This is a genomic window from Bradyrhizobium sp. NDS-1 (assembly GCF_032918005.1).
GTDB lineage: Bacteria > Pseudomonadota > Alphaproteobacteria > Rhizobiales > Xanthobacteraceae > Bradyrhizobium > Bradyrhizobium tunisiense.
On the sequence record NZ_CP136628.1, the window covers coordinates 5,340,754 to 5,363,940 of the forward strand.

General features: G+C 66.0%; 5 protein-coding genes. 2 read left to right on the forward strand and 3 right to left on the reverse strand.

The genetic code is table 11. The features are described 5' to 3' along the window. Nucleotides 1-3: 3 nt before the first annotated feature. Together RX330_RS25060 and RX330_RS25065 are read right to left on the reverse strand one after the other, a co-directional pair. Nucleotides 4-17,403 (reverse strand): leukotoxin LktA family filamentous adhesin, encoded by a 17,400-nt coding sequence (locus RX330_RS25060; RefSeq protein WP_317240241.1) that lies wholly within the window; start codon nucleotides 17,401-17,403, stop codon nucleotides 4-6. A gap of 13 nt (nucleotides 17,404-17,416) precedes the next feature. Then, nucleotides 17,417-18,178, reverse strand: coding sequence for a hypothetical protein (locus tag RX330_RS25065; RefSeq protein WP_317240242.1), 762 nt, complete (start codon nucleotides 18,176-18,178; stop codon nucleotides 17,417-17,419). A gap of 294 nt (nucleotides 18,179-18,472) precedes the next feature. On the opposite strand from RX330_RS25065, the gene RX330_RS25070 reads away from it, so the two are divergent. Together RX330_RS25070 and RX330_RS25075 are read left to right on the forward strand one after the other, a co-directional pair. Further along, the gene (locus RX330_RS25070; RefSeq protein WP_317240243.1) at nucleotides 18,473-19,504 is read left to right on the forward strand and encodes an ABC transporter substrate-binding protein; all 1,032 of its coding nucleotides are present in this window, start codon (nucleotides 18,473-18,475) and stop codon (nucleotides 19,502-19,504) included. After that, a complete protein-coding gene (locus RX330_RS25075; protein ID WP_317240244.1) occupies nucleotides 19,501-22,194 on the forward strand; it encodes a hybrid sensor histidine kinase/response regulator in 2,694 nt (897 codons plus the stop codon). The genes RX330_RS25070 and RX330_RS25075 overlap by 4 nt, the downstream gene beginning before the upstream one ends. On the opposite strand, the gene RX330_RS25080 is transcribed toward RX330_RS25075, so the two are convergent. Continuing rightward, nucleotides 22,187-23,110 carry a LysR family transcriptional regulator gene (locus tag RX330_RS25080; RefSeq protein WP_317240245.1) on the reverse strand — a complete coding sequence of 308 codons (924 nt, stop codon included), beginning with the start codon at nucleotides 23,108-23,110 and terminating at the stop codon, nucleotides 22,187-22,189. The genes RX330_RS25075 and RX330_RS25080 overlap by 8 nt on opposite strands. Nucleotides 23,111-23,187: the final 77 nt, after the last annotated feature.

Here is a 23,187-nt window from a genome sequence, read left to right on the forward strand (position 1 = left end):
CGGTTACCATGCCTCTGCGAGACGGCCCATCGCCGGCCTCGCCGTCTGGATCGCAGCGTCCTTCCAGCCCGTGCGTCCCGCACGCTGACCCTTCTGGAGCAGCTTGCGCATGTCGCTGAGCCCCTCGGTGTTGACGGCGGGACCGGAGCCGATGGCCTCGACCGGCCGCGGCGTCAGCAACGCATCGAGCCGCGCCTGGCCGGAGAGACCGAGCAGGTAGAACGTCCCCCCGTCCCTCTTCGCGAGCCAGGTCTCGATGTTCTCTTTACCCTGGCCGTCGACCGCGATGTTGCGCGCCATGCTGGCGCCGGTGAAGTCGTAGCAGCAGGTATGGGTCGGGCCGTAATTGGTCACTGTCGCCGAGACGTTGCCGGTGTAGAACACCACATAGGCGTTGCTGACATTGGCGTTACCGACCTGGCTCATCGTGAATACGCCGCCCGGCTGGTAGAGCTGAAGCGACGGCCAGTTGGACGGCGCCGGCGTGCGGTTGTTGAGCAGCACTTGCGCGTTGGCCGTAGTGAGCATCAGCTGGCCCGGGACATAGCCGTTCAGGATCGAGACGGCCGGTGCGTCCGTCCAGAAGGTCGCGTCCACCACCCTGAACTGATTGACGATGATGAGATCGGGGTCGATCCAGATGTTGGCGGACTTCGCGACGCCGCCGTTATAGCCGGTGACGTTGAGAACGAGCGGGACCGCCGGGTTCGAGCGAATCTGCTCGCCCTTGACGTCGATCGTATCAGCCGCGAGATCGAGCTCTCGCACGACGCTGACCCAGTTGATGGTCAGGTCGCCCGACGAGGTCATCTTGACGACGTTGCCGCTGACCCGGTCGAGCGAGATCGAGCCGGCCACCTCGAAATGCGTTTCGCCGTTCGCGGAGATCGATCCGCCGCGGAGCGAGCCGGTGTCGGACTTGACGTCGAGGTCGCCGGCATCGCCAGGGATACCCGTCGTGGTGAGCTGGCTGAAGACGATGTCGTTCACGGCATGCAGGGTCTGCGTGCCACCGCTGACGGCGGTTCCGAGGGTCATTCCTCCCGTCGTCGCGGTAACGTCGAGCGTGCCGCCAACGTTGAGATTATCCCAATGAACGACCGTGCCGCTGAGGACTGCGTTGCCGGTCGCGGCCGTGAGGTTGTGACCGGTGTTGGTGCCCGCGGCGATCAGCTTCGCCGAGCCTTGGGCGGAGACCGAGCCGAGTGTCGGGACGCCGCCGGACATCACCGTCTGCGCCAGGATGAAGCCGTTGTCCGCGTTGACGTTGATGCTGCCGGCATCGCCGCTGATGCCGCTCGCCGTCAGCGCGTTGAAGGTGACGTTGTCGCGGGCACGGATGGTTTGTGTGCCGCCGCTCTGCGCGGTCTGAAGGGTGATGCTGCCCTGGCTCGCGGTCACGCCCAGCGTCGTGCCCACGTTGAGGGCGTTCCAGTTGACCGGACCGCCGTTGGCCGTCAGCAGCCCGGAGCCGGTCGTGGCGGCGAGCGCGTTGCCGGTGATGGTCGTGGCGGCCAGCAACGTCGCGGAGCCATGGGCCGAGACCGAGCCCAGCGTGACGACGCCGCCCGACATCACCGCCTGCGCCAGGATGAAGCCGGTGTCGGCGGTGACGTTGATGTTGCCGGCATCGCCGGTGATGCCGCTCGCCGTCAGCGCGCTGAAGGTGACGTTGTCGCGGGCGCGGATGGTCTGCGTGCCACCGCTCTGCGCGGTCTGGAGGGTGATGCTGCCCTGGCTCGCGGTCACGCCCAGCGTCGTGCCGACGTCGAGGGCGTTCCAGTTGACCGGACCGCCGTTGGACGTCAGCAGCCCGGAGCCGGTCGTGGCGGCGAGCGCGTTGCCGGTGATGGTCGTGGCGGCCTGCAGCGTCGCGGAGCCATGGGCCGAGACCGAGCCCAGCGTGACGACGCCGCCCGACATCACCGTCTGCGCCAGGATAAAGCCGGTGTCGGCGGTGACGTTGATGTTGCCGGCGTCGCCGGTGATGCCGCTCGCCGTCAGCGCATTGAAGGTGACGTTGTCGCGGGCGCGGATGGTCTGCGTGCCGCCGCTCTGCGCGGTCTGGAGGGTGATGCTGCCCTGGATCGCGGTCGCGCCCAGCGTCGTGCCGACGTTGAGGGCGTTCCAGTTGACCGAACCGCCGTTGGCCGTCAGCAGCCCGGAGCCGGTCGTGGCGGCGAACGTGTTGCCGCTGATGGTCGTGGCGGCCTGCAGCGTCGCGGAGCCATGGGCCGAGACCGAGCCCAGCGTGACGACGCCGCCCGACATCACCGTCTGCGCCAGGATGAAGCCGGTGTCGGCGGTGACGTTGATGTTGCCGGCGTCGCCGGCATGTCCCGCGGCCGTGAGCGACTTGAACGTCACATTCTCAGTCGCATGGACCGTCTGCGAGCCGCTGCTGTCGGCAGTGCCGATGACGATGCTGCCGTTGTTCGCGATTGCGCTGAAGCTGCCGTTCGCGCCGGTCGCCGTGCCCGCCAGCACCTGGTCGAGCGTCAGCCCACCTGTGCCGACGATGTCCACGCTGCCGTTCACCGCGGACAGCAGGCTGACCTCGGTGTCGGTCAGCGCCTTAAGATAGATGCTGCCGGCGCTCGCGGAGGCCGACAGCCGCGCGGCGTTGGTGGTGAACCGGCTCGCCGCGTTGCCGACGCCGTTCGATGCGCTGAGCGACACTTCGGCGCCTGCGCCGGACGCGATGAACTTGGTCTGGCCGTCGCCATTGTCGATGATCGCGCCGAGCGAGGCGACGCCGCCGGCGGTGACGATGATCGAGGGCGTGCTCGAGGCGGCGGCGTAGGACAGCGACGAATTGAGCTGGCCGATGGTCCCATCGCCCGTGGTCGTCACCGAGATCAAGCCAGCCGCGTTGATGGCCGAATGGGCGCCCATCGACAGCGTCGCGGCCACCAGCGTCACGCCGTCCGTGCTGCTGGTCGCAACCACGGGCGCCGCACTGGTGCCGGCCACGAAGGTCATGCCGCGATTGGCAAGCAGCTGCATCAGGCCGTCGCTGCTGATGCTGGTATTGATGGTGAGCGCGCCGCGCGCAACGTTCAGCGTCAGCGCGCCGCCGGCCGACAGCGTCCCGTAGGAACCGCTCGTGCCGACCCCGAGATCGCCGGTGACGGCAAGGAGGCTGAGATCGCCGACCGCCGAGCCGGTCACCGCACCCGAGATGTTCACCTGCAGCGGCTGGAAGGCCCCGCCGTTGAAGCCGATGTCGCCGCCGGCGCGCAGATCGAGGTCGGTGCCGAGAATATGGATCGCCGTACGATCCGTGAAGCCGGCCTCGGCGTAGATGCTGCCGGCCGCGGCCAGCTGGATCGCGTTGCCGGCGGAGATGTTGCCGAGGATGAGATCGCCGGTGGTCTGCTTCACATAGATGCCCTGCGCCGACGAGACCTGGTCGAGCTGATCGTTGCCCGGGTCGGCAAAGGCGATCTGAAGCGCGTTCGAATTGTTGGCGGGATTGCTTCCGGCCGCACCGGGAGCCCCGACATTGCCGCGCTCGGCGATCAGGGTCAGGTTGGCGATATCGCCCGAGATCACGGCATCGCCCACATTGGCGAAGATGCTGGTGACGGCGTCGAGCTTGACGTCGCCGCGGCCGGTCACCTGGATGCCGTTGGCCTGCGCGGCCGCGATCGGGCCGTAATTGGCGGTGACGCCACCGAGCGCGAGGCTGTTCTTGCTGCCGAGATAGATGTTGGTCAGCGCCTTGGCCGAGATCGCGATCGGGTTGTCGACGACGACGAGGTTCTGCTGCGACAGGCTGACCGTATAGGTCGTGACATGGGTGGCCGGATCCGTCACCGCACCGACGGTGAGCTGGCCGGGACCGGCCGTGGCGAGCAAGCCCCTCTGCTCCGGCGTCAGCGACGAGGAATCGACGCTGGTGAAGGTAAAGGTCTGGGGCGCGGCCGAATTGCCGACCGAGCCGCGCGGCGCGTAGAGCATGATCTGGTTGGCGCTGACATTGGCCACGACGTTGTCGTCGATGGGCGGCGGCGCGGCACCCACGGCCGACGACGACACCGTGTAGGCGAGCTGGCTCTGCGTCCACTGCGAGCCCGCGGTGATGATGCCGTAGACCCGCTCGGTCGACGCGAGCGTGTAACTGTAACTCGCATTGTAGGCATTGAGCGCGGTCTGCAGCGCAGCGTTGCTCGGCAGGCGCTGATTGGCCGTCGAGACGCCATCGAAAAGCTTGGTGAACAGGGTCGACGACAGCGAGCTGCCGAACACCGTCCCCAGCGGATCGGTGGGTGCGCTGCCGAGCAAGGTCGTCAGCGAGGTCTTGAGCTGGTCGGTGGTGATCTGGCCGAGCAGGAACTGATCCCGCAGGAACCGCGTCGTGGCTTCGGTCTTCATCTGCGTCGCGGTGACGTTGGCGGGATCGATGCCGAGCTTGGCCGCGACCTGCGCCCGCAGCACCGTCAGGCCGACCGATGTCGGAGCGTAGGTGCTGCCGTTCGGGAACGCGATGTTCTTGAGCTGGAAGTAGTCGTTATAGGCCGACGTCACCATGGATTGGTAACTGTTGACGGCGTTGGTGGCGGCGTTGCCGCTCAGCAGGTCGAGGCTCGCCCAGACATCCTGGAGATGCTGGCTCTGCGCTGGCGTGAGACCGACCGCCGCCCGGCCGTTGAGGATGCTGGCCGGGTTGCCGTCGGATCCGGCGGCTTCCAGGAAGACCGGGCCGCCGGTGGACTGGATCGTGCCGAGACGCAAATCGCCCTTGGACTGAACGATGTAGGTGCCGTTGGCGGAAGCGCTGTCGAGAACGCCGCCGTCGACGGTGCCGTTGGTCTGCGTGGTGCCCGTCGCCTGGATCACCAGAGGATTGATGTTGGTGAGCGTGGACGCGCCGTTGACCACGGCGCTCGTCGCGCCGATCGCGCCGGCAGAGGAGTTGATCTCGACATTCTTGCCAATCACGACGGGCGTGGCGACGTTGTAAGGGGCCGCCGAGTTGATGTCGCCGGTCGCCGAGATGAAGACGCTGCCCTGCGGCGCGCGGCCGGAGACACCCGAATTGACGGCGACCTGATTGATCGAGAGCGAGCCGACGGCCGCGATCGCGATGTCGCGATCGATCGAGGTGGCGGTCAGACTGCCACCGTAGACCTGCACCTGGACCGGAGCACCGTTCGTGCCCAGTGTGCCGATGCCACCATTGGCCGACAGGGTCACGTTCCTGCCCGAGATCATCGGATTGTTGGCGCTCGCACCGGACGTGATGGCCGAATTGGCGCCGGTGGCGATGACCGTCGTATCACCCGAGAGGTTGTTGATCGGCCCGTTGATAACGATTCCGGAATTCGAACTGACATTGACCGTGCTCGCGCCGCCGCCGCTGAACTGGATGTTGATCGGGTTCGACGCCTTGACCGTGTTGGTCAGCGTGAGCGTCAGGTGATCGTAGATCTGCTGGTACCAATTGAACTGGGCGTCCGCACCGCAACATTTGTCGGCGGTCGTGTTGTAGCCACCGTTATGATAGCTGCCGGTCGCCGTGATCACTTCCTGGAAGTTGGCGGTCTGCAATTGGCCGGTGTTGCCGCCCCCGCCCGTGGCCTGCATCACGTTCTCAACCAGGCTGATGCTGCGGGTCCAGTTCTCTCCGGTCGCCGCATTCGGCGTGTAATGCCAGCCATAATCGAATTGCGGGCTCGTCACCGGGCGATCGAGCGTCGCCGTGTCGACCCACTGGTAGTACATGTTGGGCTTCACGGCGTACTGGATGCCCGCCGTTCCGCTCATGCCGGTCAACATCGCACCGGTGTACGCGCTCGCATTGACGCCGGCGGTCCTGTACGTCGACACCTGCTGTCCGCCCGACGCGGACGGATTGTAGACGTACCACGTCGTCTGCTGCTGAAGCTGATCGACGATCTGGATGACGCTGGGCGCGCTGACGCCGGAGTTGATGGTGTTGGTGACGAGCTGGAGCCCGGTCGAGTTGTTGACCGTGATCGTGCCCGCACCACCCTTGACCGCGATCGTGCCCTGTGAGGTGCCGTCGGTGGACGTCGAGATGATCTTGCCGTTCAGATAGACGTAGCCGCCGGAGCCCTGCACCACGCCGTTCACGAGGATCTGGTCGGTGAGCGCGTTGTACCGCACTCCGATCTTGATATCGCTGCCGACCAGCGGCGCGGCAGCGGCCGTGATGTCGTAATAGCTGCCGTTCCGCGCGTTGGCCTGGGCCTGGGCGAAGGCCGCGCTGTTGCTCTTGAGGTCGTTGATGGCGGACAACGCGTCGCTGCCGATGTCGACCGAGTAATTGCTGCTCGTGCCGCTCTGGATCAGGCCGTTGACGTTGATGACGCCCGCCGAAATGATGATCGCCTGGCCGAGGATGAAGGGCGCGTTCGCGGGATTCTGGTGGCCAGAGGGCGTGGTCGAACTCCAGTTCGACTGCGCGTTCGTGTTCGCAGTCCTCGGCGTGATCACGTCGTTCTGGACATTGACAACCTGGAAATAGGCCCCGCAGCCCGAGCAATTGAACGGCGAGTAATACGTGTAGGTGCGGGTCGAGGTCGAGCCGTCGGGATTTGTGATCGTCTCATCGCGAGTCGTGTTGCTGAAGACGCCCTGGCCGGCATAGGTGTTGCGTTCCCACGGCGCGGTGACGATCGGCTGTACCGTCGGTCCTTCCATCGCCGCGAGCGTCGCGGGGCTACCCACGCTGCCGCCGCCCCCGTTGGGTGTGCCGTTGCCCATCGGCAGGAAGATCGCCGAATAGAGCGACAGGCCATCGTAATAGGTCATCAGCATGCGCGCGGTGAAGACCGTGCTGTTGGCGGCCGTTTGCTGAACGCCGGTATTCCCGTCGACGCAGCAGTAATAGAAATACGGGTGATTACCGCCGGCGCCGATATGCGGACTGTACTCGTACGCGCCATAGGCGCCGAGGAAGGTTGCCGCCGCCATCACCGCCGTCAGCGTGTCGTTGTCGGCCGGCTTGTACTGGACACCGGCCCATTGCGCGGTGACATCGTGGTTGGAGTTGTAGAAGCTGCCGATGCCGCCGAGGAAGATGAACGAACCGTTGGGCGCCACCATCTGGATGGTCGCGGCATTGAGCGACTGCGACGCCACGACGCTGCCGAGCTGGCTGGTGATCTTGAGCAGACCGTTCTCGTTGGTGACGATGCCGTCGAAGTAGATGTCCGGCTTGCGGGTCAGCTGGTTGCCATTGTCGTCGACGCCGAGCCCGGTGCTGGGATCGACGCGGTTGTAGGTCGCCGAGATATCGATGATCGGCGTCGCGCTCGGCATGGCGGTGAAGGTCACGTTGGAATGCGAATCCGGGTCGACATGGTCGATCTGGCGGTAGGTGATGTTGCCGCCGGTCACATTGGTGACGGTGAGGTTCGCGAAATCCATGAAGTCGAGGCCGCGGTTCTCGACCTTGATCATGGGCGAGCCGCGCGCGATGACCGCCGGCGCCGAATGACCGGCAAGGCTGTTTCCGGTCAGCCTCTGCGCCAGGATCGAGACATTGCCTGCGGACACCAGCATGTCGCCGAAGGCGAAGGCGTTGCCGCCGGCATCGGAGGTATAAGGCGCCTGCTGGATCAACGCGTTGATCTGGCGCTGGATGTCGCCGGTCGGATCTGCCCCCGACGGCGTCATCGCGGCGGGATGTGTGGACGTCGAGGCCGCCAGCGCGCTTCGGATTTGCGCATCGGTCAGGCCGGTCAGCGTGCCGAGCTGGTTCACGATGTTCTGGTAGGGATTGAAGCCGCCGACGATCGTGTACTGGACCGTCTGGTGGTTCCAGCTCTTCACCGGGCTGAAGTGGTCGACGTCGGCGACGTATTCGAGCGTGGAGGACAGCGACGAGTACGGGCTCGTCGTGCTCAGGGTGGGCGCGGCTGCACCGAGATCGATTGTGATGAGCACGTCGTTGTTGATGCCCGCCACCACCAGGCCGTTGAGCGCGACATCGCCGGTTCCGCTGGTGTGGCTGTGGTTGTCGCTGTTCTTGGCGCTGAAGATGTCGAGGTACGGATTGTAATTGCTGCCGTTGCCGGTCGCGGTCACCTGCCCCTGCGTCGCGCCCAGATAGATGTCGCGGACGCCGAGCACGCGGGAGCCGTCGACCAGCGTCAAGCTGCTGTCGCCACCCGCATTGGCCGTGCCGCGGTACAGGGTGGAGATCGGAATCGCGGTATTGTTGTAAACGACCGTCGTCGCCGTCGCCTGGATGCTGCTGAAGGTGATGGTGTCGCCAGACATGCCGGCAAAGATGTTGATGTCGCGCCAGGCCTGGATGGTCGTGCCGCTGTCGACGGTGACGTCCTGGTTGGCGTGGACCCAGGTGTTTGTGCTGGCACCGACGCCGGCGATCGCGCCGTAGAGACTGGCATTGGCGTTGTTGGATGCTGCCATCTTCGCAGCCGTGCCGATGAAGATCTTGCCGACGCTGAACAGCTCACGGGCATTGATGTTGACCGCGAGCGTGGCGTTCGCCGTCATGTTGGATTCGGCGCCGCCGCCGGCGAAGAAGCTGGCCGTAGCGAGGCTCGCCGTGTCCCTGGTGTTCAGCGTGTTGTAGGCCTCGATATCGATCACGCCTGCCGAGGTTCGCGGATCACCGTTGAGACTCAGGATCGTCCCGGCGCCGATATTGGTGGTGACGATCTGGGTGACCGTGGAGTCGCTCAGCGCAGCGGCACCCGAGAACGAGCCGCCGGAGCCCGAACGCGCCCCGCCACCGGCCTGGTTCACGTTATCTTTGGAGGTGACGATCATGTCGCCGCCATCGGAGTTGATGATCAGATGGGTTCCGATCTCGGCCGTGGTGGTCGAGGTGACGTCGTTCTGCGCCTTGCCGGCAGAGACGCCGGCCGTGGACGCCTGGTAGGCGTCGCCGCTCGCGGCATAGTTGGTGGTGTGCTCTGCCGCTACTTTGATGCCGCCGAAATAGAGCGTGTCATCCGTCGTGCCGCCGTCGAACCGCGCGTTGGTCACGGCGGTGGAGCTGGTCGTGGCGACCGCCGCTGCGCCGGCATAGGTGCCGCCCGCGCCGACCGTCGCATTGGAGACATTGGCATCCGTGCCCGTCGCCGTGATCTCGAGGATGCCCGTGTAGTTGGCACGATTGAGGGTATCCATGTCCGCGGGCGCACCCAGATAGGCGTAGGTGTGCGCGCTCGACGAAGTCTGGGCGACGGTCGCGCCCAAGGCCAGAAAACCGGTCGAGAGGCCGGTCGCCTCGGCATATTGAGCGCTGTCGTTCTGAGCCGCGATGAGCACATCGGCGTTCGGAAGCTCGATCCCCGTTCCGCCATACGCGCTGACGGTCGCGTTCTGGGAAGCTTTGGCGTAGCTGCCCTGCGCGCCGATCAGCGAACCGCCGCCGCCCGCAAGCGATTTGGCGTAGGTCGTCGTGCCGTAGATGGTCGTCGTGCTTCCGTCAGTATTGGTCTGCATCCCGATGATCGGGACGAGCGCCATCGCGGTCACGGCGAGCGCGCCGCCCGAGAAGATGGCGTCGTCGCCGACATCGGCCGTAACAGTGGCTCCGACCGTCGATTGGGCAATGGCGACACCGACCGCACCACCACCCACCGAGACGCCGATCGCCTCGCTCGACAGATTGGGCGTGATCGATGCCGTCACCAGCGTGCCGACACCGGTCGCGGACGTGGTGATCGAGGAACCGGCGCCGATCTCGGCGACCACGCTCGAATTTTCGTGCGCCTCCGCATCCGCGCCGACGCCGGCGAGGATGCCGCCGCCCAGCGCCGTTGCGGTCGTCGACAGCTTGCCGGCTCCAGCCGCGCCCACCGCCAGCGTCGAGGTATTGACGGTGGCGTCGTCCAGGACCTTCGCCGCGGCCGAGCTCGACCGTCCGGCTGTCGCGACCGACGCGCCGACCGCCGCGGCACCGGCGGTGACGCCGCCCGTGAAGACGACTTGGGTCGAGGTGTCCTGCGCCATGACGGCGACACCCGTGCCGCCCGTGCCGGTGACCTGGCCGCCGAGCTGGGCCGTCACGGTGTTGGTGACATTGCCGAACGCCACGGCTGCCTGCGCGCCGAAGTAAAGCGCCGCCCCGCCCGCGATCGCCTCGGTGTCGATAGTCTTGCCGGCATAAGGCCCGGTGCTGGCGTCCTTCACGATCGCTGCAACCGTCACGGACGGCGCGGACACGATCGCGCTCAGATTGGCCAGCACGCTGCTGTTGACGCTGGTGTAACCGATGCCGGCGCCGATGCCGACGTTCTTCGCAAAGCCGGCACCGAGCAGGTACATCTTGGCCGCATTGGCGCTGGTGGCACCGACATTGACCTGCGTACCCGTGACGTTGCCGCCCGCGATCTGCGCGGTCACGCCGTCATCGCCGCCCGTGAGCACGCTGCTGACGTTGTAGGTCGAGGTCACGTTGGCATTGTTGGGATTGCCGGCCGTCCCGCTCGCGACCGCATTGCCGCCCTGCGCGGTGCTGGTCCTCGCGTTCACCGCCGCGATCGTTCCGTTGCCATTCTGGTTGAGCTGACCGGTCTGCTGCCCCTGCGTATCCGGATCGGCGGTGTTGGTGCCGATGATGATGACGCCGACCGTCGCACCGATGCCGACGCTGCCGCCGATGCCCGCCGTTACCGCATAGGACAGCACCTCCTTGGTGCTGAGCGCGCCCACGTTGATCGCGCCGGACGAATTCAGGTTGCTGTTGCGGCTTTCCGCGATGGTCTGGCTCTTGAAGACAATGACGTTGGCCGCAGCTCCGACGCCGACACCGGCCCCGCTGGCGCCGACCGCGAGCGCACCGGCGATCTCCTTGATCGCCACGTCCTCGTTGGCGTTGATGGTGACCGCGCCGGCCGCACCGCCCGTCACCCCTTGCAGCGTGGTGTCGTAGACGCCTGCGATGGTGGTGTTGTTGGCGATCTCAATGTTCGCCATGCCCGCGATCGCCGCTGTCCCGGTCGAGAGCGCGCCGCCGATCGCATAGGCTTCGAAGCGGTTCTTGGTCTTGGCCTGGACGTCGAGCGCGCCGCTCAGATTGAGCGCGGTCGTGTGTGGCGTCGTGCCGCCATGATAGGCGAATTCGTCGCCGACATAGGCCTCGGTTCGGTTCGAGGAGACCTGGACCAGGAAGGCCGCGCCGATCGCGGCCTGGCTGCCATAGGCCCCCGAGCCGTTCGCGGAGAAGATGCCAGTGTTGTTGTTGGCGTTGACCGTCAGCGACGTCGCCGTCAGCGCGCCGCCGTCGACATAGGCCTCCGTGGTTGCCTGGAACACGTTCAACCCGACCGAGCCGGTGTTGAACCCGACGGCGATCGAGGACGCATCCTGCTCGGCATTGGCCTTGACGGTGACGGCACCGACCGTCGGGCTCGACGACTGCACCCCGCCGACCGTGGCGTTGGTAATGGTGGCGAAAGTGCTGCGCGACATCGTCGTGCTGATGACGGTGGCGCCGCCGCCACCTGTGCCGGTGGGCGGAACGATGCCGGCGCCGAACGCGCCGGAATAGGAGAAGCTCGACGCGGCGACCACGATCTGCGGCGCCAGCGTGGACGAGGTCAGGCGCGTGGCGACGGCGGCGCCGTCGATATACGCTCTCGTCGCCCCGCTCATCACATTGGTGATCGGGTTGATCATGATGGCGATCCCGCTGCTCGCCGCGAGCGAGGCAACGTTGGTCACGACCGCCTGGTGCGAGCTTGCGACGACCGCAAGGCCGCGCACGGTGTCCTGGTTCTCGGTGAGATCGGGTGTCGTGTCGGTCGGTGCATGGGCCGTGCCGAGATCGAAGGCATGGACGAGCGTGCCGTTGTTGACCGACAGCGTATCGGTCGAGCTGGTGCCGAGCGCATCGACCTTGGTGTTCGCCCCGCTGATATAGGCCGCCGTAGTTCCGGTGATCTGATTGGTCACCAGCGAACCCGCGCCGCCGGCCGCGCCCTTGCTGATCGCCACGGCGCCGGCGAATACGCCCGCCTTGTCGTTGTTGCCCGCGATCACGCCGACATTGTTGGTGGCGGTGACGTCGGCGCCGTTGATGCCGTTGGTATCGGCGGCGGTGATGCTGGCGGTGACGTTGGTTCCCATCAGATTGGTGGCGACCGAGCCCGCAAGGCCCACCTGAGAGGACATCGCGATACCAACGGCGACGGTCGAGATACTGGCGTTGGAGTTCGCGCCGACCGCGACGTTGCCCGAGGCGGTCAGCTTGGAGCCGGTCACGCCGGCGCTGACATTGTTGGCGATGCTGCTGTTGACCAGGGCCAGGCCCGCGGCGCTGCCCTGCGTCGAGGCACCCGCGACCGCAGCGGTTCCGGTGATGCTGGAATTGTCGGTCGCGGTGACCGAGATGTTGCGGCCCGTGACGGACGATTGCGTCGTGCTGGACTGGCTGTTGCCGATAGAAGCCGAAACAGTATTGGAGATGCTGCTGATCGTGGTGCCGCCGACGCCCGCGAATTGTCCGGTCGCAAGTCCGAAGCCGATCGTGACCGCCTGGATCTTCGCCGAGTCGACCGCGCTCACGCTGACATTGCCGCTGCTGCCGGCCGACATGAGGACGTTGGCGATATAGGCCGAATGCGTGGTCGCGACGGTGTTGTAGACGATCGAGGCGCCGACATTGTTCTTGCCGGCCTGGATCAGGCCCGCAACGGAGACGATGCTGGCGCCCGGCCCGTTGCCCGTCCCGTCGTTGAGCGCGGCCGCGCTGAAGTCGATGCAGTTCTGCCCGCCCGTGCCGCCGGCGACGGTGCAGGTATCCGAGGCGAGAAGATTGTTGTTCGACTTCTTGACGAGGTTTTCCAGCGCGGTATCCAGCGCCGACACGGCGCCGCTGTCCGCCAGCACGGTCACGCGGCCGACATTGATGTTCACCGTCGCGCCGCTGTTGATGTAGGCGGTCGTGGTGGGCGTGATCTCGCTGACGACGATCGCGCCGGCAAGTCCGTTGGATCCGGCGCCGCCCGAGGCCGCACCGGCCGCGATCACGCTGGCGCTGTCGGCCATCACCAGCAGGGTGTCGTAGTTGGAGATCGACGTGCCGCGGATATGCGCATCGGTAGCGTTGCCGCCGGTGGGATCGGCGATCGAGGCATAGGTCAGCCCGATGCCGACGCCGGCCTGCCCGCCCGAGATGTAGAGCGAGCCGCCGCCGATCGCGACGTTCGTGGTCTGGTAGGCATCGACCTCCAGCGCGCGATTGACGCCTGAGGACTGACCCGTGATCGTCGAGCTCTCGATATAGGCGTTGGCACTGTCCGTGATGATGCCGACGGAAGCCGACAGCGCCGCCGCGTTGGATTTCGATCCCGCCACGCCGATGGCGACGACGGTTTCCGAGCCGCCGTTGAGCGCCTGCACTGTCAGCGAACTCTGGTTGTTCACTGTGGTGCCGTAGACATAGGCGAGCGTCACGTTATTGGACATCGCCGCCGCGATGGCGCCGCCGATCGCAGCGCCCTGGGCGGATGCGCCGGCCAGATTGAGCGCCGCAGAACCGGAACCATTGTTGAGCATGGTGTCGTTGAGCGCCTGGACGATCGTGTTCGTCACCACGGTTCCGGTCGTGGTGTACTTGTTGACCGTCGTATTCCTGATGTAGGCGCTGGTGCCGAGTGAGACGTCGCTCACTGAGGAGCTTCCGGCCAGATCGATGCTGAAGCCGTCGGTGCTCGATCCCGAACTTGAGCCGATCTTGCTCACGGCCGTCGTAATGCCCGCGGTTCCCCCGGTCGCGCCGGCTCCGGCAGCGCCCGCCTTGTCGGAGAAGCTCGATGCGGCCGGCTCGGAGATCGACGCCGCGACGGCGGCCGCGGTGATGCGGCCCGACGTGGTCGCGCTGATCGTGAGATTGTCGACATTGACCGCGCCGCTCCCGCCGCTCGTGCCAGCAAACGGATCGTTGGCGCTGAACGGGCTCGGGCGGATGTCGGAATGGTTGTCGCCAATATAGGCGGAGGTGTCGGCATTTGCACCGAGATAGGCGACCGCCAAGCCAACCGCCGAACCTCCGCTCGTGTTGCGGCTCATCGCGCCGGCAAGCGTCACGACCGACAGATCCTGCTGCGCCAGGATGCCAACGGTCGGAGCATAGACGGTGGCCTGGCTCGAGATCGACGCATGCGTCGTGTTGTTCAGGAAGCCGAGCGAGGTGATGCCGTTCAGCGCCAGCGCGCCCGCGGCCTTGCCGGACGACGGCGCGACGGCGACGAACTGGTCCGACGTGATCGCGTTGACGGCGATGTCGTCCGCCGCCCGGAGCGTCGCGCGGTCCGAAACGCCGGCAATGGTGTTGGTGTTGAACTGGACGAGATTGAGCGCGCCGCCGACCGAAGAGCCGCCCGACGTATTGCCGGTCAGGAAACCGAGCGTGCCGACATTGCCGGCGGCGTCGATCGACGCGGTGGTCGTGGTCGCCGCGATCAGAATGGTGGCGTCGTAGGTGTGGACGTCGCCATTGTCCATTCCGGCCGCCCAGCTGCTGCCGCAAGCCGCGGTCGTGCATGTCGCCGTCAGGCTCGCGCTACCCGCGACCCACGCCGTCGTGTTGTTGTTCACGACGAAATGGTTGAGCGAACCGGAGATGCCGATCGTGTCGCCGGCGTCGGCCGTGGCATTGGCATAGCTGGTCAGGATGTTGCCGCCGACGCCGAAACTGCCGTTGAGATGGCTCAGCGTCGCACCCAACCCGTCCCATTTCAGCCAGGTGTTGGTGATCGGCAATTCCGTGGTGGCATCGACGGCGATGTTTGCCGCGTTGATCAGCGTGCCGCTGCCGACATAGGCGTTCGAATTGTGGGTGAAATTGCCCCAGGCGACGGCCGCGCTGATCGCCGTGCTCTCGCCGGATACCACGTCCTTGGTAATCGCACTGGCCGTCGCATTGCTGCGAACGCCGCGATCGATGACGTTGCTGGCGACGGCGACGTTGCCGCTGGCATAGATGCTCGGCGCGCCGCCGCTCGGATTCTGGGCGATCGCGGCGGTCGCACTCTGAGTGCTGCTGGCCAGGGCAAGCGCGCCCGCGGCCTTGAAATTGAAGTTCAGCGGCACCAGCGAGGACATGTGGTCCTGGATGATCGACGTCGGCGCGGTGACGGCGCGCAGTCCTCTCTCGATCGCCGCAATCAGCGCCGGCAAGCCGGCGATGGACGAGGCCATCGTGGAATTGCTCGTGGTGTCGGAGGTGGCCTCGACCAGAACGGAGCCGTTCATCCGGTTGGCGGCATCGGTTCCGAGCGATGCGCCGAGCGTTGCGGTCACGGACGTCGTGATGTCGCTGATGGCGAGCGCACCTCCGACGGCGCCGCTCGCCCCTAGTCCGGGTGCCGCAACCGACGTCGCGCTGGTCGAGAACGAATTGTTATTGATCGCGCGTACCTTCAGCGTGCTCCCACTCGTGTTCACGGTCCCCGCCGCAATATGCGCGCCGCTCTCGACGTTGGCGATCGTGGTCACCGACCCCTTGGAATAGGCCACCGTCGGGACGATCTGCGCGCTCGTCGATGCCGCGAGGGCGGAGACGGCAATGGTCGCATCGTTGAGCGCCTTGATCTCGAGGTTGCCCCCGGCATTGATCGTCGCCCCCGAGGCCACGTTGGTCGTGGCGATGCCGTCGATCTTGCCGACAACGACGCCGGCGGCGACCGGCGTGAGGCTGCCGAGCAAGGTGGACGCGATGGCCGGATCCGAGGCGGTTTCCGATGCATGGGCGGAAATGGTGACATCGCCGCGGCCGTTGATGTCGGCATGGCTGTTGATGTTGATGGTCGCCGTGGCGCTGGCCGCAACATAGCCGCCATTGAGGCCCAGCAGCGAGCCGGCGAGCGTCGAGCCGACGAGCGCCAACGCCCCGACCGGCGAACCGTCGAGGAAACTGGATACAGCCGTCGAGGTCGCGGTGATCGATACGGTGCCGCCCGCGATCCTGCCGTCAACGGTGATCGCCGTCGCTGCGGTGGCCTGGCCGGACAGCTTGATGTCGCTTGCCGTAGCTCTCAGCGTGACGTTGCCGTCGGCGTAGTTGGTTCCGCCGAAATTGACCGTCTGCGCCAGGATCTGCGCGCCATTCTTGATATCGATGTTCGGCGCGTCGATGATGACGTTGTTGGCGTTGCCGGTCGAATGGCCGGCGCCATCGAGACGGCGGGCATCGATCATCGCATGCGCGGCGAGCGTGATGGAGTTGTCCGCCTGAACGAGGTAATCGGCACCGGCGCTGAGCCCCGCGAGCGCATTCGCGATCGAGCTGTTCGACAAGGTCACGCCGGTGTCGCCCTGGGTGGCGTCGCCGATCACCAGATCGATCGGATCGAACAGCAACGTGCCCGCCTTGCCGTTGGGCGCGGCAACATTGACAGAGACGCCGCGGCCGACGTCGATGACCCCGTTCGCGCTGAAATCGACCAGGCCGGCATTGCCGGCCTTCGAGCTGGCGTTGAACTTGGCTCCGCCCGCCACGGTGAGGTTCTGCGTCGCCTTCAGGCGGATCTCGCCGCTATTGCCGGTCGTGCTCGCGATATTCAGCCCGGCATTCTGGCCGATCTCGATATTGTTGCCGGCCTGAACGGTGATGCTGCTCGGCGCCGTGGTCTTGCTGCGCGCCGTCAGCCGTCCGTTGACCCTGGCGTTGTTGACGGCGCCGATATGGATCGAGCCGTTGCTCACGGTGATCGCGCTGGCGCTGCGCAGGCCCTTCGAATTGACCGAGGCTGCGAACTTGGCGGCATGGTCGAGATTGGCGATGTCGCGCTGGCTGGCACCGCCGACGTAGACGTTCTGCCCGGTCAGCCGCACCCCGTCCTGGGCGTTGACGCGGCCATAGATGCGGATGTTGCCGTCCGGCGAGACCGGGAACGAGCCCGCCATCAGATTGCCGACCGCCGACTGGTTGATCTGCCCGCCCGCGCCGATCAGGCTGTCGGTGAATTCGCGCGTCGGCGTCGAGACGTTGAGGCTGCCGACATTGACCACGCCGCTGCGGCCGACCACGAAACCCTTGGGATCGGCGAAATAGACGTTACCGCCGATCGCGCCGTTCATGTAGGAGTTCAAGGTGCCGTTGACGTAGACCGGCGCGTCGCGCACGATGTTGACGAGATTTTGCGTCCCGGTCGGCAGTTGCAGGTTGACGGTGTTGCCCTGCCCGACGCTGAACTGCGAGAACGAGTTGAAGGCGTTGTTGCCCGAGACCGTCGACGTCGTGACGTTGGTCACGCTGCCGGAGGTCTGCAAGGACGTCCCGGTGCGGCCGTCGGGAATGATGACGTTCGGCGTCTGCGCCTGAACGCGGACGCTGTACACCGGCAGGAAGACCATCTGCATCGCACAGAGCAGCGACATCGAACGGAAGCGCGCAAGTCCGCGCAAGCCCGGTTCGTCCTCGTCTCGCCTCGCAGATGGCCCGCGCATGTCGAATCCCTGCTCAGAACTGGCCGGGCGGCAGCTTGAAGATGTCGGGACTCTTGGCGTCGGCCACGTAGAACAGCAGCAGGCTGGTCGGCGTCAGCACCCGCTGGCTGTTCTCCTTGTTTTCGAACGTGCCCTGGAGCAGCAGGATCACCGAACGATCCTTGGCGTCGCTGCCACGGAACATGACGATGCCGCCGGCGACGGGCATGTTGATCGCGATGGAGTCGGGCTTGAAGCCTTCGCCCATGAAATGGGCGCGCAGGATGTTGGCGTTGGAGAACAGCTTCTCCGGCGTCATCGCCGTATCGGTTCCCTTCGACCAGACCGCGCCGACCTGAATCAACGACTTCGACTTGTAGCCGAACACGTAGGAGAGCTCCGCGGTCCCGCCGTTTGGCAGCAGATCGGGGGCCGAATACAGCAGGCTGTGCGTCAGCTCGGCGGCGTTGTCCTGCGACTTGATGGCGTCGGGCCTGACATTGAAATCCTTCGCCATCGCCGCGCGCACATCGGCCTCGTTCATGCCGAACTTGGCGGAGCGGAAGCCGTCGATCGCCTTGGACTTGTCCTCCGCTCCTGGTGCCTCGGCCGACGGGGCCCCGGCGGCGACGGGCGTGCCGGCTGCAGCGGGAGCGCCGGCGGCCGCCGCTCTGGGTGCCGGTGCAGCCTTCTGCTTCGGCACGGCGCCCTGCACGGTCCCTTGGGCCGCGAGCGGCCCGGCTGCAACGGAAGTGAACAGGCCGACGACGGCCGGAATGAGATGGATTTTGCGCATCTAAAACCTTCGAAACAACTTGAAACAACGCTTCAAAATCGGCAGCTACGACGTCGTCTTCCCGAACCGTCATCGCCAACCGAGACGGAAAATGCTGCAACACCACAAGGCGTTACAAAGCGCCACGGAGGAGACAAGGCTCGAAACAGCGACTCTCTGACAGCGTAGGAATACGGTATCGGGCTGCCAAACGCTGCGAATGAGCGTTCATAAGCGCATTTTTTCATCAATTGTGGATGCGGCCCGTTCGCGGTAAGCATCCGAACCGGGGCAAGCCATCATGCAAAGAATTCCATGATCGAACGGCGTTCCGCATTCGCGGTCGATCGCCGCGGCTTCATTCGTCTTGCCGGAGCAGCCGCTGCGGGATGGACCGCGCTCGGCGCAACGCCGGATCGCATGCGCATCGTCGCCTCGCTGACCGCATTGCCGTTCGATGATGAGCTGACCAGACGCAGCATGACCGACACCCCGACCTCCCGCCTTGGCGGTCTCGTCATCGGCTTGAGGCAGCGCGGCTGGGTCGAAGGCGTCAACTTCCGCCTCGAGCTCCGTTCGACCTTCGGCGCGCCGGACAGGCTCAAGGCGGCGATTCAGGAGTTGCTCGATCTGAAGCCGGACGTGATCCTGACGGGTTCGACGATCGAAACCGCGGCCGTCCTGGCCGCCACCAAGACCATCCCGATCGTTTTCGCCACAGCCAACGATCCCGTCGGCAACGGCTTCGTCGCAAGCCTCGCCCATCCCGGCGGCAACGTCACCGGCTTCACCAACAGCACCGCCGAGATGGGCGGCAAATGGCTTCAGCTGATCCGCGAGGCCGTGCCTGACGTCGCGCGTGTCGGCATCCTGTTCAACCCCGCGACGACGCCGCGCGGCGGACGTTTCTTTCTCGACTCGATCGAGCAGGAGGCCGCAGCATGCGGCGTATCCGCGATCCCCGCCCCCGTAAACGCGCCGGCGGACATCGACGAGGTGGTCAGGCGCTTCTCCGAACCGTCCAAGGCAGCGATGGTCGCATTGGTCGACAGCTTCCTCGTGGTCAACCGCAAGGCGGTCGTCGCGGCAGCCGACAAATTTCGCGTGCCCACGATCTATCCGTTCCACTACTTCATGGATGCGGGCGGGTTGATGAGCTACGGGCCGACGCTGGAGGTGCGCTCGGCCGATTACGTCGATCTCATCCTGCGCGGCACCAAGGCCGGTGATCTTCCGGTGCAATCGCCGCGGAAATACGAGCTGCTCATCAACCGCACCGTCGCCCGCTCGCTGGGACTGACCCTGCCATTCACCCTGCTCGCACGCGCCGACGAGATCCGCGAGTGAACGAGACGGCCGACCAGGAGCCTTTGCGGACGCCTCCCGGCCGGCTGTTCCGCAAATATCTCTACTCGATCGTCGCCCTCGCCTTTGCCGCGCTTGCCGTCAACACCGGCTTCGACGTCTGGTTCTCCTATCGCGAGCAGAAGCAGCTTCTGGCGGCAACCCAGCGCGAGCAGGCGGCGTCCGCGGCCATTCAGATCGGCCAGTTCATCGGGCAGATCGAAAACCAGATCCGATGGCTCTCGCGCCTGCCGCCGGAGCTGTCGACGAATGACGACGAGCGTCTGAACGCGATCCGCCTCCTGCGCCTCTCGCCGGCGATTGCGGAAGTCGCCGAGCTGGACTCGCGGGGGCTCGAGCAGGTGCGCGTGTCCCGCCGTGTCGCCGACAGGGTCGGCAGCAAAGCCGACCGCTCCGCCTCGCCCGCCTTTCGCGGCGCCAATGAAAGCCGGGCCTATTACGGGCCGGTCTACTTCTTCGGCGACACCGAGCCGTACATGACGCTTGCCACGCGCGGTACCGGCCGCAATCCCAATGTGATCGTCGCCGAAGTCAATTTGCGTTTCATATGGGACCTCGTCACCGGGATCAGGGTCGGCAACACCGGCAAGGCCTACGTCGTCGATCGCATGGGGGTCCTGATCGCGCATCCCGATCTGTGGCGGGCATTGCAGCGCAGCGATCTCACCGGCGATGCGGACGTCCGCGCCGCGCTCGATGGCGTGGGGCCCCCTTCAGGAGGATTGGTCAAGGAGGGTCTGACCGGGCAACGCGTGCTCTCGACCTATGCGACGGTCCCCTCGCTCGGCTGGCTGGTGTTCGTCGAGCTGCCGCTCAGCGAGGCCTATGCGCCGATCTACGCATCGATCGGCCGCTCGACCTTCCTCCTCGTCGGCCTGCTGGCCGGTGCAGTGCTGGTGTCTCTCTTCCTCAGCCGGCGCATGACGGGGCCGATCCAGCTCCTGACGCAGGGCGCGCGGCGGATCGGGAGCGGCGATCTCGGCCTGCGGCTCGCGATCAAGACCGGCGACGAGCTGGAAGCGCTCGGCGACCAGTTCAACCGCATGGCCGCGCACTTGCGCGAATCCTATGCGACGCTCGAGCGCAAGGTGATCGAGCGGACCTCCGAGCTCGAGAAGGCGCGCGATCAGGCCCTTGCCGAGCACGACGCCGCCGAGAACGCGCGCAGCGCGGCGGTGGCGGCCAATGAGACCAAATCGCGCTTTCTTGCCGTCGTCAGCCACGAGCTGCGCACGCCGCTGAACGGCGTGATGGGTGTACTGCAATTGCTCGATGACGGCAGCCTGAGCGAAGCGCAGCGGCGCCACCTCGCGACCGCCGCGGCGTCGGGCGAAACGCTGATCGCGCTGGTCGATGCCGTGCTGGAATATGCCCGTCTGGAGGCCAGCACCGAAACCCTGGAGCCGCGCAATTTCCGCCTCGACCAGCTCATCGACGCGGCCGCCGAGCTGATGCGCCCCCAGGCCCTCGGCAAGGGACTGGCCTTCGACCTCGCCTGCGATGCGTCGGTCCATACATCGGTGCACGGCGATCCCGTCAGGCTCAATCGCATCCTGCTCAATCTGATCGGCAACGCCATCAAGTTCACGCCATCGGGCGGGATCGCCGTGAACGCGGCCGCCGAGCGGCACGACGATCATGTCCTGCTGCGCATCACCGTTCGCGACACCGGCATCGGCATCGCCCCCGACATGCACGAGCGGATCTTCGCGGATTTCGTGCAGGCCGACGACAGCATCGCACGGCGGTTTGGCGGCACCGGCCTTGGTCTTGCGATCGCACGGCGCCTGGCCCGCCTGATGCGCGGCGAGTTGACGGTTGCGAGCACGCCGGGCGCAGGCAGTACGTTCACGCTTCAATTGCCGCTCGGCCTCGCCGCGAGCGGCATCGCGCACGGCGAGCTGCCGCCGCCGCCGCGACAGCTCCGCGTGCTCCTGGTCGACGACGATCCCGTCAATTGCGAAGTCGGCGAGGCGATCCTGAAACGGCTCGGCCACCAAGCTACGATCACCACGAACGGCGCATCCGCCATCGCGCTCGCCCGCGATCAGGCGTTCGACGTCATCCTGATGGATCTGCACATGCCCGACATGGACGGCGTGGAGGCGGCCTCGCGGATCGGCGCGCTCGGTCTTGCCGAGATGCCGCGCATCATCGCCGTGACCGCCGACGTGTCCACCAGCGCGCGCAAGCGCCTCGCCAGCGCAGGGATCGCCAAGGTCGTCAGCAAGCCGATCCTGGTCAACGCGCTACGCGAGGCGATCGAGGAAGATCCGGAAGTCAAGCCAACGGCGCCACCGCTCGCCGCCGGCGCATTGATCGACCTGCACTTCCTCGATGACCAGAGAGAACTGCTGGGCGCGGCGCAAATCGCAAAGCTCCACATTTTGCTTCAGGAGACCGGCGACAGACTGATCGCGGACATCGGCAAGGCCGCAGCGAGCGGCGATCACAAGCAGCTCGCCCGATCCGCGCACCAGCTCGGCAGCGCGGCGAGCGCGCTCGGCCTCGTCCGCCTGTTCGACCGCTGCCGTGATGTCAAGCTGGCAGCGACCGCGATGTCGGAGCATGAGCGCCAAAATGCTGCGCGTGAACTCGCCGATCTTCAACGGGCGTCGATGCGAGCGCTGGACGATCTGCTTCAGCCTGCCGAACAGCGTTCGGTCAGCTAGCCCCGGCCAGCCGACGCACGTCCGCTTCCGCCTCCCGCCCGAACCTCTCCACCAGAAAATCGATGAACAGCCGCACCTTCAGCGACAGATGCCGCGTCGGCGGATACACCGCATAGAGCGCGAGCGGCGGCGCGGAATAATTGTCCAGCACCGTCCGCAGCTCGCCCTTCCTTAGAGCGTCAGCGGCGATGAACTCCGGCAGCAGCGCCAGCCCCTTGCCCTTGATCGCGACGTCGCGCAGCACCTCGGCATTGTTGACGCAGAGCGACCAGGCGGGCTGGATCCAGTGATCGCCGTCCGCGCCGGTGAGCTTCCATTGGTTGCCGGTGAGCAGGAAGCCGTAAGTCAGCGAGGCGTGCTCGCGCAGATCCTGCGGATGTTTTGGCGTGCCGTGACGCGCCAGATAATCCGGCGAAGCGCAGATCATGCGCGCGATCGGCATGATCTTTCGCGCGATCAAGCTCGAGGACTCGAGCTCCGCGATCCGCAGCGTCACGTCAAAGCCGTCCTGCACGGGATCGAGCAGGTCGTCGCTGAGCACGATCTGGAGCTGAAGCTCGCCATAGCGCGCCATGAAATCGGCGAGCACGGGCCCGAGCCGCATCGTTCCGAACGACATCGGCGCGTTGACGCGAAGCAGCCCGCGCGGCGCCGACTGGGCCTGCGCCACCGCCTGGTCGGCCGCCTCGACCTCCGAGAGGATGACGAGCGCACGTTCGAAATAGCGCTGGCCGTTCTCGGTCGGGCTCGCATGCCGCGTGGTCCGGTTCAAAAGCTGGACGCCGAGACTCTCCTCGAGGTCGGCGATGTATTTGCTGATCGCCGAGCGCGACAGCCGCAGCTGCCGGCCGGCTTCGGCAAAGCTGCCGCTTTCCACCACTTTCACGAAAGCCCGGAGGCTGCCGAGCTTATCCAAGGGCCTGCACCGGCGATTGTTTCCAAATCGTAGACATAGTCGTCATATTTGCATGGATTGTCTCCAAACCAAAGCGG

Coding starts and splice junctions, on each gene's coding strand:
- RX330_RS25060 (WP_317240241.1), bottom strand. CDS start 17,403: ATGCGCGGGCCATCTGCGAGGCGAGACGAGGACGAACCGGGCTTGCGC.
- RX330_RS25070 (WP_317240243.1), top strand. CDS start 18,473: ATGATCGAACGGCGTTCCGCATTCGCGGTCGATCGCCGCGGCTTCATT.
- RX330_RS25065 (WP_317240242.1), bottom strand. CDS start 18,178: ATGCGCAAAATCCATCTCATTCCGGCCGTCGTCGGCCTGTTCACTTCC.